This window comes from Pseudomonas sp. CBZ-4 (assembly GCF_000346755.1).
Classification (GTDB): domain Bacteria; phylum Pseudomonadota; class Gammaproteobacteria; order Pseudomonadales; family Pseudomonadaceae; genus Aquipseudomonas.
In genome coordinates, this window is record NZ_ANNV01000006.1 from 37,173 (window position 1) to 50,565 (window position 13,393).

A 13,393-nucleotide genomic window follows, 5' to 3' on the forward strand; every position below is an offset into this window, starting at 1 on the left:
GGCGCACTGTTGGCGTCTAACAACCATAGCCCGTGCCTGCCGGAACACCATGACCGCCGGGCGGGCGCGGCTTATGATGGCGCCACCCCGCTTTCAAGAGAGCCCCCCCCGTGAACCGGATTGAACACATCACGCTGATGGCCGGCTACAACCAGTGGATGAACCAAAAGGTATATGACGCCGCCAGCCACCTCACGGACGCGCAATTGCTGGAAGATCGCCGCGCCTTTTTCGGCTCGATCCTCGGCACGTTGAACCACCTGGCCCTCGGCGACACGGTGTGGCTCAAGCGCTTCGCCCGGCACCCGGCAGGTTATTTGGCGCTGGCACCGCTGGACGCTGTCGCCATGCCGGCCGATCTGAAGCAACTCGCCTTCGCCGACCTGCGCGCACTCGCCGCCTACCGCGCCTGGTTGGATCAACTGATCATCGACTGGGCCAACACCCTGCAAGCGCCCGAACTAGACCAGCGCTTGCAGTACCACAACATGCGTGGCGTCGCGGCCGACAAGGACTTCGGCAGCCTGTTGCTGCACTTCTTCAACCACCAGACCCACCATCGTGGCCAAGTGACCACACTGCTGAGCCAGGCCGGTGTGGACGTGGGCGACACCGACCTGCTGGCCTTGATTGACTGAACTCAGCGCGCATTGAATTCGGCATAAGCCTGCAACAACCGCGGGAACTCCTCCGGCTGCGGCAATTGCGCAAAGCTTTCTACGGCTGGGGTGGAGACCCAGGCCAGTTTTTCCCGGGTCCAGGTTTCCATGAAAGGCACGTAATCGCTGGCGTTATCCAGCAAGGTTGCGCGCACATTGACGAACTCATCGATGCCATGGGGGCGGGTAAACAGCCAGCTCATGCAATGGGGGCAAAAATAGTGGCGGTCCACCCCGTGCAAGCCGCCGATCACCGGGCAGCCAGCGGTCACGGTGAAACCATTGGCCGGGACCAGGGCGCTGAGGGAAAACGCGCTGGAGGACATTTTCTGGCAGCCGGTGCAGTGACACGCCATGGTGATCACCGGGGCCACGCTGACACTGAAACGCACGCGATTGCAGCGGCAACCGCCCTCGTGTGGCGGGGTTACAACGCTCATCATTCCTTCCTTTTCATGATTGGGTGCGTGCCAGCGTAACGTCAGGGCCCGGGGTTGAACAGGCTTGCAAACAAAAGCGAACGCCGTCGCGCCACAGGGGTCCTAACCATAAGGCGTCGGGGTAACAACCCCGCCCTGCCCGCGCCCACCGAGTGGTCTCGAGGCGCGGCCCCTTATAAGAAGGAGACGCTTACATGGTCATTCACTTCAAGGTCGCCGGCCATCTTGCCTGCGGCCACCACGGCACCAACCTCCCCTCCAGCACCGAGCTGAACCGGGTCAAGTGCCGTACCTGCCGCAACACCGACGCGTACAAAGAAGCGCGCCGCATCCAACGCAACGCGGCCCGCCGTAGCGCCCGCCGCGCTAAAACCCACACCGCCGGCGACTGGCGCAGCGCGTGGACCCAACGCCTCACCGACCTGCCCGGCTTGCAGCGCTTGCCACGGGGCTTCAGTGGGCAGCCATTCGTGTAAAGCCAGCACGGCGCCTGCCCGCGCGGGCGCCGCTTCCATTTGCCAGGCAGCGCTTCTGAACTTCACCAGGAATCCCGTGTAGATCACTGATCTATCGAGCTTTTTCCTGCACGCATGAGCACCATAAAGGTGCTATTCGAACTTGCACCGAAGCGCCTGGGCCTATATATTCCCATCCCTGCTGCACCGCGCTACCGCCCGAATGGCGAAACTGGTAGACGCATGGGACTTAAAATCCCCCGCTCGTAAGGGCGTCCCGGTTCGATTCCGGGTTCGGGCACCATATATATCAAGGGCTTGCGTGATTAACTTCATGCAGGCCCTTAATGTTTCTGCTCCGCCATTTCAGACCTTGCACCGCAATCATCCTCCCCACGGCGTCCTGCCGAACGAATACCAAACCCAAATCTGCTACAGCTCGTCGCTTCAAATCGCGCCACGCTCAAACCTCGACCGCTGTATGCGCACACAGTATTCGGATTTGCCCACAATGAACCTCGACGAAGACACTTGTGAGTGGCTTGGCCTCCCCTCGCCCCTGGAAATGTACCCGAGTTCACCGGCTATCTACGCCTGCACGGTGCTGAGGCGGCAGCGATATAGAAACTACGCGCGGGCAGCCAGCAGGACGCCCATCGTCTTGCCCGTAAATTCCGGACTTCTTTCATTTATCTTAGTTGCGATATAGGCCACGGCGGCCTTGGCTGGCGTGTCTGACTCGCGCAACGCCCTGACAATGATTTCGCGCGCGGGATCGCTATTCAGCACTCGCAGCAAAACAATGGATGCCCACTCAGGACTACTTGCCGCGATCGCGGGATAGACAGCAAGCAAATCCGCAACGTACGCATCCAACGGCGCAGCTTCCGCCGCGTGGATAATGGAAAACATGCATTCTTGATGAGAACAGCCATCATCTAAAAGCGGAAGAAGGAATTTTGCCGCCGAGGGCTCGCCAACTTGGCTTAATTCGTAAACGCCCTCGTCCACTATTTTCACCATATCAGCGGGCTGGCTTGAAATTACGCTGCTCAGCCGAGCAATTATTTCTGCAAAGGCGTTCGACGGCATCAATCAGGCCTCTTGAATGTTCGTGGATACATGGCTTTATTCTGCCTTATAAGATCTTGTCGCGGGCCCCTTACAAAGCCGTCATGTTGAATCGCTGCGATTTGAGGCGTCCTTGATGAGACGTCGTATTGTTCATGGGTCAGTTCCTGGTGACGGATGGGATCGAAGCGATTTGCTCAATCGGATCAAAGGTGCAGCGCGGGCTTGGTCTGGCGAACGCCAGGGGCAGAAGGGACGCGAACTCGCAGCGCAATCAGCAGCGCGGCCAGCAACATCAATACGGCCGCCGCGACGAATACGCCCGCGCTGCCACCGAAGCTGAACACGGCACCGCCAGCGGCGGCGCCTGTCGCGATGGCGGACTGCACAGAGGCCACCACCATGCCGCCGGCGCTTTCCGCCTGATCGGGTACTGCGCTGGCCACCCAGTTCGACCACGCCACCGGCACCCCGCCAAAGGCCAGGCCCCAGATCGCCAGGAGTATCGCCTGCCCAGGCAACGACGCCGGCAACAGCACCAACGCCAGGGCGGCAACGCCGACCAGAGCAGGCATCACCACCAGGGTGGCCAGTGGGTGACGCTCCAGCAACCGCCCGGCCAACAGCGTGCCGACGAAGTTGGCTACACCGAACCCCAGCAACATCAGTGACAGCCCTTGCGAGCCGATACCGGTAGTGCCTTCAAGGAATGGCCGGACATAGGTGAACATCGCGAAGTGCCCGCTGTGCACCAGCACACACCCGAACATGCCCATGGCGATGCCTGGCCGCTGCAACACCTCTAAAACAGTGCGCAGCCTCGCCGGCCGACGCGGCGCAAGGCGCGGCAACGTGAACGACTGGAAAGCCAGGGTCACCATGCCGACCGCCGCCGCGGCAAAAAACGCGCTGCGCCAGCCATACAGCCCGCCCAGATAGCTGCCCAGCGGCACGGCAACGACGGTGCCGATGGCAATGCCGCTGAAAATGATCGACAGCGCCCGGGGCAATAACGCACTCGGCACCAACCGCATCGCGACCGCCGCCGCCATGCTCCAGAACCCGCCAAGGGCAATCCCCAGCAAGATGCGCATCAACAACAGCACTGCGAAGCTGGAAGAAACGGCGACCAACAGATTGGAAGCGACCATCAACGTGGAAAACCCCAGCAACACCAGGCGCCGGTCGATGCCACGGGTCAGGCCTGGCACCAACAAGCCGGCGAACAGTGCGACGACGGCTGTCACCGTGACCGCCTGGCCAGCCAGCGCTTCGGACACGCCCAGGTCAGTCGCCATCAGCGTCAACAAACTGGCCGGCAGGTACTCGGCGGTCAGTAAGCCGAACACCCCCATTGCCAACGAAAAGACGGCCATCCATGCAGGGGTCGCAGGCTCTACATCCAAGCCGACGCCAGGATGGCGGTCGGGTATGGCATTACAGACACAATCGGTCATCGTACGGATCTCCCACTCTTCATGACGAACCGAAGTCTAGGCGCCGGGATCCGGATGATCTATGATCGAAAATCTCTACTTTTTGACCAAAACACCTGAACGATGCCTGCTGATCAGTTTGCTCTCTCCTCGGACCTCATCAACGAGCTATTGCGCGGCATGCGCCTGCGGGGTGTCGAATACCGGCGTATCCAGGCCGGCCCTACCTTCGGTCTGGGCTTCACGGAGAAACCCGGGCACGCCTGGTTCCACTTCATCGCCGTGGGCAATGCGGTGCTGCGCATGGACGATGGCACCCCCTACGCACTGTCTGCCGGCAACGCCGTGTTCATCTCCCATGGCGCGGCGCACCAGCTGCTTTCACATCCAGACGCGCCTTTGATGGACATCAACCGCCTGGACGGCGCCCCACTCGGCGACACCGTCAGCGCCGTGGCAACCGGCGCCGATGCCAGCCCCTCGCCGAGCACTATTGTGTTCAGTGGTTGCATGGAGTTTGAACTGGGCAGCATCCATGGCCTTGGCAGGCTGATGCCGGGCCTGATGCTGATTGATGCCGGCGGCCAGCGTTACCCCGGCCTGGTACCGATCCTGACCACCATGGAACGCGAGGTCAGCGCCGCACGTATCGGCTTCGCCGGTATCCTCGCGCGTTTGGCCGACGTGGTGGCGGCCATGGTGGTTCGCGGCTGGGTGGAGTGCGCCTGCGGCAATGCCTCAGGCCTGGTCGCCGCCTTGCGCGATCAACGCCTGGCCGGTGCACTGCTTGCGCTCCATCAGCAACCGGGCCGCGACTGGACCGTCGCGCAGCTGGCAGCGCACTGCAATACCTCACGCTCGGTCTTTGCCGACCGCTTCCAGGCGACGATTGGCGTGGCCCCGCTGCGCTATGTCACCGAACTGCGCATGCGGCTGGCGAGCCAGTGGCTGACCCTCGAAAGGCTGCCGATCGAAGAGGTAGCGCAGCGTTTGGGCTACACGTCGCAGGCCGCCTTCAGTCGTGCATTCAAGCGCATTACGGGCAAGACACCGGGATTGAGTCGTAAGGTAAGGCAGCCCGCTGATTAGGCTCAAGGTCAATCCAACCACTGGGTACACACATGCTCTATTTGCATCGCCTCATCTTTTACCCGCTTTTATTGCTGGCTTTCTTGTGGGGTTTCTTCGCATTGCGGGTCAACCCACTCCCACTGATCTACAACTTTGAGTTTTTTGCATTACTCAAGGCGCTGTACATCGTCGGGTTTACAGCATCTTTCTGGCCATTGGCATATATACAACTGGTTGACTATATGCATTCACGCGCTGGGAAAAATGGTCGGCAGCACCTTGATTTCTCCAAGTCGTTGCAAAAGGATCTGATCGTCGCAGGGCTGACCGCCGTGGCGCTGGCCAGCATTTACTGGCAGGACTCAGCGAGCTATGTTTTTTCGGCAATCGACATTGCGTTCGTTGGTTTTCCCTTCCTGATCAACGCTCTGTACACCCTGATCCAGAGCACGCAAGTCCGTTTCGCCGGGAAGCCTATCCGCAAGCGAGCGCCATTGCTCATGTTCTGTGTGGTGCTGGGAGGGACTGCGACCGCGTATGGGTTGCTGGTGAAAAACGCTTCGGGTGAATTGGCTACGGATCAAGCGTTGTTCCTGCAGTTGACCATTTTGTTCGCCGGCTTCAGCTTCTTTTTAACCAGCAACTTCATGCTGGCGGCGTGGAAACAGGGGCGTTTCGAGAGTTCTGCGTTCATACGTTACTTCTTCACTGAGGTCGTCAGATCACAATCGAACCTGTATCGCGACCTGGACAACGTCCTGGAACCGTTCAACAAGCAGATGGCAACACGCAAATCGCAGCATGCTGCGGCGCTTCGTCGAAAGCACAAGAATCATTCTCGAAAGCGTTGATGATTGACCGCGGATCGGTGAGCATGCCCGGCCGCAATTCGCACGATAAAGGATAGAGCACAGTGTTCAAGGAGCTTATGGATGCCCTCGGCAAGGTCAAATCCCGCCCGTTGCTGAACGTATTTCTGGCGTTGGCCTTTTCGACATTCATGGAAGGCGGCGGGCCACTGAAAGATCCGTTTTCCGTTGCCGCCTGCTGTTGCCGGTCTTTTTGATGATTGCCAGTGTGTTGGTGCTCTCCTGGGTGCTCTGTGTAAACTACCTGAACAGCCGTCTTGCCGACCACGATCACTTCAGTTGGGGACCTTACCTTGGGGGCGTGGTATTGGCGTTCTGCCTGTGCGTGGCGTTCTGGTATGTGTCGACGTTTCCCGACCCGTTCAACCTGAAAATGCTCGGCAATGTCGAATTTATTCGGATGTTCACCCTGTACCTGTTTGCAATCGAAACGATCAACATCAAACGTTGAAAAAACCAACTCTCGTCTTTAAGTGCGACAAATGGACTTGGCAAACACATGATCAACACCATTATATCCTCACGCAAAACATTGACACTGCGTAACAACTCAACAAACCTATTCGATATTGATTCAATCTCTTTGCTCATTGGCCGAAACGGCACCGGCAAGACTAAAACACTGCAAGAGATTGCGCGCGTCTTTAGTCCCGGTCGTCGTCAGCTTTCCCTCGATGAGCCTTGCAAGTTGATTCTGGATAGCGATCGCCTTGCAACCCCGGAGCAACTGTCTGAATGGGGTGTTGTGTATTATACGCCTGCTCAGCTCAGACCCGACCTGCGTAGCACGCCGAATTGCATCAATGCCTCAAAGCGGCCAGTGGAAAATTACAACAACCTGGATCGCTACTCAAATATCCTGGAAGCGTTCGGCCTGAGTATAGAGTTGACCGCAACGTTGAGGGCCGAATATAGAAAGACGGCTCGGTTGCTCGCAGAAGCATTAGCCAAAAATCGGAAATTCAGAACCGCAGATGCCGTCAATGCATTCGACTTCGACAATCTGGATACGCGCAAACGAGCGTTTGAGGGCCTCTCCGAATTTGAGGCCAGCCAGTCTGAATACGACAAAGCCGAAGGTCATTACACCGATGCGCTTCAAGCACTGACTGAACTGATACAACATAAGATCCTCGAAAGCGCAGAAGACGTCAGGGTGTTTGCCTGCATAGCCGTTGTCACTCAATATGTGGAAAAGCGTAAAATCAACATCAGCCTGGTCATCGGGATGATCGCAAGGTTTTTAGAACTTAGATTTCTGCCCTCGCTGCACATGGATGCCAAAGAAGCAGAAATGCGGCAACTCGCAGAGTTCACCTACCATCACATCTACCAACTGGGGTTTGAAAAAACACCAGGCGGCAGCAACCACGTTCAACTCTACAGCCGAATATTGTCGTCCCCTGAGGATCGTGAAAACCTCGAACTGCTTCCACTCGCTAAGATCTGCCGACTGGACTACCCAAGTATCAGCTCTGGTCAGTGGGCGATCATGCAGCAGACCATTGCCATCTACGAATCTTTAAAAACACTCGCTGAACGTGGCAAGCGCAAATTGCTGGTACTGCTCGATGAGGGCGATGCGTTTCTTCATTTGGAATGGCAGCGCCAGTACGTTTTCCAGATCAACACGTTCTTGAGTCAGTGCAAAAGGGAGCTTGGCATCGAATGCCTGCAACTCATCCTGGCGACGCACTCGCCTTTTCTGGCAACAGACATACCACGCGAGTTCGTAGAGACGTTTGACAGTGACATACCACCGCCCTCTTTCGGCGCGCCCATGCAGTTGATTCTTAACCGTTCCTTCGGTGCTCGCTCCATGGGCGAGTTTGCAATAAGGGAAATCAACAAAACACTTGATCATGCCTCACGGGGACTCGTCACGGAGCGCGACCGCTACATAAAAGGCATCATTGAAGACCCTGTTATCACGCGTGAGATTGACTATCTGCTGAATAAGGCAGGCCAACATGCTGATTAACATTTCAGATGTCTGGGCCTCAGCAAGGGCGAGCCATAATCTTTACCTCGAGGGCCTGATTGATGACGGCCTGGCGTCGCTTGGCCCGTCTGCGCTCGACCAACGAATCAAACTTTTTCTGGAATTCCTGAAAATCCACCTGACCGCCAAAAACATTTATGGCTTAAACAGCGCGATAAGCTATCACCAGAAACTGCAACGAAAAATATCACGACACGAGCGAATCAAAGTCAATGACTTTCTTGTAGAACTTTTCGACTACAAGGCATTTAGAAGGAGAAAGCTTCGCGACTGGTCAGCCTATAAGCTGTGCCGTAGCAGCAACTACAGGGTCTGCCCCTACTGCCACTACTCTCTCATGCTCGTCACGGAGGAGAAGAAAGGCGGGATAAGGCCGGACCTGGATCATTGGTACCCACAGCATCTTTATCCGTACCTGGCCCTGGCACTTAACAATCTTGTTCCTAGTTGCTTAATCTGCAACTCGCGCCTTAAAGGGTCAGCAGACATGCACATCAACCCCCACCTTCATCCGTTCCTGGACAGCGAATCGCTGCATTTCCGGTGCGAGAAACCAGGCAGTAGCATCGTCGACATCATTACGGATTTCGAGAACGTGAAAGATCAACTGTCCGTACGGATAGACTTCAATGGCGCTTGCCAGAAATCAACAAACACACTGACGTTGTTTCAATTGCGCGAACGATATGCGCTGCTCTCCCCTGACGGTGCAAAGTTCGTCGGCAGGAAAACCTATAGCGATGGCCTGGAGGACTGGTTTCAAGCGCATTTAATGGGGCCTTTGCATCAAACACCGCCAGTCCCTCAACTGAAAGATCGGGCGAAGGAAATTCGTCAGTTGGGCTTTGATCGTCAGGACTACAAAAACGAAGTATTCGGAAAGATGTATGCAGATCTCTACGATCAGTACGACAGAACGTCCCTGCTGAACAATCCTTACCCTTGAATTTGAATCGAGAGGAGAGGTCATCTGCACGGCCTGCACATGAGTCCATCCAATCCGGTCGCCTGCCTGATTGGATGGAACGCGACGAGCGGAGTTAGCCGGTTGAATACGCCCCCTGGTTGCCGCTAATACCCAAACAGCGACTTGCTCTCCAGGTACTCGTCAAACCCGAACTCCCCCCATTCACGGCCATTGCCAGACTGTTTGTAACCGCCAAACGGTGCCGCCTGATCGGCCCGTGCACCATTGAGATGGACCATGCCCGTGCGCAATTGCCGCGCCACCTGGCGAGCGCGTTCGAGACTCAAGGAGGTGACGTAGCCCGACAAGCCATAGGGGCTGTCATTGGCGATGGCAATCGCTTCGGCTTCGCTGTCGTACGGCATGATCGCCAGTACCGGGCCGAACACTTCTTCTCGCGCCACGGGCATGTCCGGCGTGACCTCGGCAAATACCGTCGGTTTTACGTAGTAACCGCGTGCAACGCCCTCGGGCCGTCCCGCCCCTCCTGCGACCAACAGTGCCCCCTCGGCGATGGCTGCGGCGATCATCGCCTGGACCCGTTCAAACTGCATGACGTTTGCCACCGGGCCAATGGCCGTGAGCGGGTTGCTGTCGTCATGACACACCTGGGCCAGCACTTCCTGGGCAATCTCGATCACCGCCGCTTGCTGCTGACGCGGCACCAGCAGGCGCGTCGGTGCATTGCACGACTGGCCGCTGTTGCGCATACACCCCAACACCGCGTGGCGTACCGCACTCGGCAGGTACGCATCGTCAAGGAGGATATTCGCCGACTTGCCGCCCAATTCCTGGGACACGCGCTTCACCGTGTCCGCCGCCGCCTTGGCCACCGCGACGCCTGCGCGGGTCGAGCCGGTGAAGGACACCATGTCCACGTCAGCATGACTGGCCAGCGCCGCGCCCACGCCGGGGCCGTCGCCATGGACCAGGTTGAACACCCCCTTCGGCACCCCGGCCTCGTGCAGCACTTGCGCGATGATCTGCGCAGACAGCGGCGCCCGCTCACTGGGCTTGAGCACCACCGTGCAACCCACCGCCAGCGCAGGCGCCAGCTTGCAGGTCAGTTGGTTGAGCGGCCAGTTCCACGGCGTGATCAGCGCGCACACGCCGATCGGCTCACGTACCACCAGCGTGTTGCCCAGGCGCCGCTCGAAGCGGTAGTCGCGCAACACATCCAGCGCCTGCACCAGATGACCAAGGCCGGCCGGCACATGGGCACTGCGTGCCAGGGACAGCGGCGCGCCCATCTCCAGGTGCACCGCTTCGATCAAGGCCTCGCTGTGGCGCTTGTACCCGTCGATGATGCCTTGCAGCAGGTCGATGCGCGTCTGCAACGACGTCGCGGCGAACCCCGCAAAGGCCCGCCTGGCGGCACTGACGGCACGGTCCACATCCTCGCCGTCGCCGAGCATCACGCGGCCGATCACCTGCTCGGTGGACGGGTTCACCACTGCTTCGACGCTGCTGCCGTGGGGTTTGACCCAGGCGCCGTCGATGTAGCACTCAAACAGATCCGACATGCCACGCACTCCCTTCATGCCACGTGATTCAAGGCGCCCGCCAAGGTGTCGAACACCTGGGCGATCTCCTGCGGGCTGATCACCAGCGGCGGCGAAATCACGATGGTGTCGCCCGAGCCGCGCACCAGCACGCCGTTATCGAAGCACCATTGGGCGACCTCGCTGCCACGTGCGCCAGCCGCACCGGGGCGCGGTTCCAGTTCGACGGCGCAGAGCAGGCCGAGGGTGCGCACGTCCAGCACCGGGCCCACCCCGCGCAACGCCAGCGCCGCCGCCTGCCAAATCCCGCTGACGGCGTTGACGTGTTGATTGATGCCCAGCTCGCGATGCACCTCGATGGTCGCCAAGCCGGCCGCACAGGCCAGCGGGTGCGCCGAATAGGTGTAGCCGTGCATCAGTTCGATCACATTGACGGGGCCCGCCATGAAGGCTTCGTACACCGCCGCGCTGACCAGCACGCCGCCCATGGGCACGGCGCCGTTGGTCAGGCCTTTGGCGGTGGTGATCAAGTCCGGGGTGACGCCAAAGGCTTGCGCGGCAAAGCTGTCGCCGACGCGGCCAAAGCCGGTGATCACTTCGTCGAAAATCAACAGTACACCGTGGCGCGTGCAGACCTCCCGCAAGCGCTGCAAGTAGCCCTGGGGCGGCGGGTAAACGCCACCGGAACCGGTCACCGGCTCGACGATCACGGCGGCTACAGTGCTGGGGTCCTGGATGTCGAGCAACTGCGTCAGCGCATCGGCATAACTCGCGCCCTGCTCAGGCTGGCCGGCGCTGAAACGCATGCTCGCGTCGTATGGCAGCGGCAGGTGCGACACCTCCCCCAGCAACGGGCCAAAGTCACGTTTCTGCCGGCCGATGCCGGACACCGACAGCCCACCGAAGCCCATGCCGTGATAACCCTTGGCCCGGCCGATCAGCTTGGTCCGGCGGCAATCGCCGCGCGCCTGGTGATACGCCCGGGCGATCTTCAATGCGGTGTCCACCGCCTCGGAACCCGAGTTGGTGAAGAACACCTGCGCCATCCCGGCCGGGCTGATCTCGATCAACCGCTCTGCCATCTCCAGCGCTTGCGGGTGGCTCATCTTGAAGGACGAGACAAAGTCCAGGCGCCCCGCCGCTTCGCGAATCGCTTCGACGATCTTCGGCTGGCCATGCCCGGCATTCACGCACCACAGCCCGGCCATCGCATCCAGCACGCGGCGCCCATCGGTGGTGGTGTAGTGCATGCCGTCGGCACTGGCGAACATCATCGGTTGCTGCTGGAACTGACGCATCGGGGTGAACGGCGCCCAAAAGGCGGGATTGGCATTAGTGGTCATAGGTGCTCCTGCAAAACGGTGGTCTGATGGCCGATGAGCGTCGGGCGCTGCAACGGGCCGGCGTTAACGTTGACGCGGCGGTCCACCGACAAGGTGCCGCCCTCGATCCGACAAGTGACCTGGTCACAAAACGCCGTCTCGACAAACTGCCAGGTCATGTTCAGCACGCCGTCTTCACTCCAGCGCGCCTGCGCCACGACGGGGGTGAGTTCCGGCTGGTATTGGTGATGCAGATAGTGGCCGGTCATGCCTGTCTGGCTTTCGATGGCATCGACCAGCCCGGCACGGATGCAATGGGTGCCACGGGGGTCGGTGAGGAAGAAGTCGCAATAGTCAGGGCCGAACGCCAGGCGCACTTGGCTGACCTGGTCTTCATTGGCCTGCATCACGAACGTGCCGTTGAACTCGGCCTGACGTGGCGAGCGCGACGCTCCCGGCAGGGACGGCCGCCGCTGGTTGGCCAGCAGTCGCGCCAATTCGGCGTCCGCCGCGCCATCGCTGGGCACGCCCAGCGCGGGCAACAAGTGTTCCCAAAGCAGGCTGTGCAAGCGCCGCTCGCCCAGGGGCAAGCCCGCAGTAAAGGCGATCACCGCGTTGTGCCGGGGCAAGACGATGCACTGCTGGCCGAACACACCGGAGGCGTAATAACCGCCGTGCAAGGTCATCCACCACTGGTAGCCGTAGCCCTCGCGGCGCGTGATCGCGGCGTCGCTGGATTCATCGCGGCCCAGGTAGCGCTTGCCATCGAAGGCGCCCATCCACACATCATCGACGTGCCCACGGGTGGCTTCGGCCACCCACTCTGCGGACAACAACTGCTGCCCTTGCCATTGACCTTGCTGCAAATGCAGCACGCCGAACTTGAGCAAGTCTTCGGTGCTGCAACTCAAACCGTTGCCACCGGTGTTGAAGCCGCCAGGGGCCAGGTCCCATTCGATGGGCCCCATGCCCATAGGCTGGAAAATACGTGCATTGCACAGCGCAAATGCCGTCTGGCCACTGACCACGCTGACGATGGCCGAGAGCATGAAGCTCGACGCGCTGCTGTAGATAAACCTCTGCCCCGGCGCGTCTTCCACCGGTTCATTGAGGAACAACCTGACCCAACTGTCACTGCGCCCGCGCCACGCGCCACCGGAGATGCCCTGGCGGTGCCCGGTGCGCATGGTCAGCAGATCACGCACGGTCATGGCCGCCAGGTTGGCGCTGATGACGGCCGGGCAATCGCCAGGGAAAAAGTCCACCACCTTGGCGTCCAGCGACAGCGCGCCGTCATCCACCAGCAACCCGACGGCCATGGCCACCCAGCTTTTGGTCGCCGAATGCTGGACGTGCAGGCGCTCGGCGCGATACGGCGCCCAAAACGCCTCGGCCACCACCGCACCGTCGCGGTAGAGCATAAAACTGTGCAATTCCAGTCCCGCAGCGTTCACCGCTGCGATGAAATCACTGACGCCACGGGCCGATACACGTTGTTGGCTGGGCAGTGCCCGGCGCAACGGCAAACTTGTCATTTGATCTATCCCTTAATGTGCACTGCTTGGGCGTGCAACAGGCTGGCCCTGTTGCACGCCATGA

General features: G+C 59.7%; 14 protein-coding genes and 1 tRNA gene. 9 read left to right on the forward strand and 6 right to left on the reverse strand.

The features are described from left to right. Positions 1 to 110: 110 nt before the first annotated feature. The gene (locus B348_RS0100635) at positions 111 to 638 is read left to right on the forward strand and encodes a DinB family protein (RefSeq protein WP_017734241.1); all 528 of its coding nucleotides are present in this window, start codon (positions 111 to 113) and stop codon (positions 636 to 638) included. A gap of 2 nt (positions 639 to 640) precedes the next feature. On the opposite strand, the gene B348_RS0100640 is transcribed toward B348_RS0100635, so the two are convergent. Then, positions 641 to 1,099 (reverse strand): GFA family protein, encoded by a 459-nt coding sequence (locus B348_RS0100640; protein ID WP_017734242.1) that lies wholly within the window; start codon positions 1,097 to 1,099, stop codon positions 641 to 643. 194 nt (positions 1,100 to 1,293) lie between these two features. On the opposite strand from B348_RS0100640, the gene B348_RS0100645 reads away from it, so the two are divergent. Further along, on the forward strand, positions 1,294 to 1,575 hold the full coding sequence (locus B348_RS0100645) for a hypothetical protein (RefSeq protein WP_017734243.1): 282 nt from the start codon (positions 1,294 to 1,296) through the stop codon (positions 1,573 to 1,575). 196 nt (positions 1,576 to 1,771) lie between these two features. After that, a tRNA-Leu gene (locus B348_RS0100650) sits at positions 1,772 to 1,858 on the forward strand. A 323-nt stretch (positions 1,859 to 2,181) separates the two neighbouring features. Here the strand turns inward: B348_RS0100650 and B348_RS0100655 are convergent. Beyond that, positions 2,182 to 2,646: an Imm30 family immunity protein gene (locus tag B348_RS0100655; protein ID WP_017734244.1), complete on the reverse strand. Its 465-nt coding sequence runs from the start codon at positions 2,644 to 2,646 to the stop codon at positions 2,182 to 2,184. A gap of 185 nt (positions 2,647 to 2,831) precedes the next feature. Further along, positions 2,832 to 4,082 (reverse strand): MFS transporter, encoded by a 1,251-nt coding sequence (locus B348_RS0100660; RefSeq protein WP_026136450.1) that lies wholly within the window; start codon positions 4,080 to 4,082, stop codon positions 2,832 to 2,834. A 102-nt stretch (positions 4,083 to 4,184) separates the two neighbouring features. Between B348_RS0100660 and B348_RS0100665 the strand changes: the two genes are divergently transcribed. The 6 genes from B348_RS0100665 to B348_RS0100690 all read left to right on the forward strand — a co-directional run bounded on the left by B348_RS0100665 (position 4,185) and on the right by B348_RS0100690 (position 8,949). After that, positions 4,185 to 5,150 (forward strand): AraC family transcriptional regulator, encoded by a 966-nt coding sequence (locus tag B348_RS0100665; protein WP_017734246.1) that lies wholly within the window; start codon positions 4,185 to 4,187, stop codon positions 5,148 to 5,150. Between the two features lie 32 nt (positions 5,151 to 5,182). After that, complete coding sequence (locus tag B348_RS0100670; protein WP_017734247.1) at positions 5,183 to 5,983, forward strand: hypothetical protein; 801 nt, start codon at positions 5,183 to 5,185, stop codon at positions 5,981 to 5,983. Positions 5,984 to 6,045: 62 nt separating this feature from the next. After that, entirely contained in the window at positions 6,046 to 6,198 is a 153-nt protein-coding gene (locus tag B348_RS1000000131440) for a hypothetical protein (RefSeq protein WP_157356455.1), read from the forward strand. Further along, positions 6,198 to 6,452: a hypothetical protein gene (locus tag B348_RS0100680; protein WP_017734249.1), complete on the forward strand. Its 255-nt coding sequence runs from the start codon at positions 6,198 to 6,200 to the stop codon at positions 6,450 to 6,452. Before B348_RS1000000131440 ends, B348_RS0100680 begins: the two co-directional genes overlap by 1 nt. Before the next feature lie 48 nt (positions 6,453 to 6,500). Next, positions 6,501 to 7,982 carry an AAA family ATPase gene (locus B348_RS0100685; protein ID WP_017734250.1) on the forward strand — a complete coding sequence of 494 codons (1,482 nt, stop codon included), beginning with the start codon at positions 6,501 to 6,503 and terminating at the stop codon, positions 7,980 to 7,982. After that, positions 7,972 to 8,949, forward strand: a complete 978-nt coding sequence (locus B348_RS0100690) for a hypothetical protein (protein ID WP_017734251.1) — start codon at positions 7,972 to 7,974, stop codon at positions 8,947 to 8,949. Before B348_RS0100685 ends, B348_RS0100690 begins: the two co-directional genes overlap by 11 nt. Before the next feature lie 125 nt (positions 8,950 to 9,074). On the opposite strand, the gene B348_RS0100695 is transcribed toward B348_RS0100690, so the two are convergent. From B348_RS0100695 to B348_RS0100705, 3 genes are read right to left on the reverse strand one after another with little or no spacing between them, the layout of a single operon-like run. Continuing rightward, on the reverse strand, positions 9,075 to 10,493 hold the full coding sequence (locus B348_RS0100695; RefSeq protein WP_026136451.1) for an aldehyde dehydrogenase family protein: 1,419 nt from the start codon (positions 10,491 to 10,493) through the stop codon (positions 9,075 to 9,077). Positions 10,494 to 10,507: 14 nt separating this feature from the next. Next, positions 10,508 to 11,815 (reverse strand): aminotransferase class III-fold pyridoxal phosphate-dependent enzyme, encoded by a 1,308-nt coding sequence (locus B348_RS0100700; protein ID WP_017734253.1) that lies wholly within the window; start codon positions 11,813 to 11,815, stop codon positions 10,508 to 10,510. Beyond that, a complete protein-coding gene (locus B348_RS0100705; RefSeq protein ID WP_017734254.1) occupies positions 11,812 to 13,329 on the reverse strand; it encodes a serine hydrolase in 1,518 nt (505 codons plus the stop codon). The genes B348_RS0100700 and B348_RS0100705 overlap by 4 nt, the downstream gene beginning before the upstream one ends. Between the last annotated feature and the right edge of the window lie 64 nt (positions 13,330 to 13,393).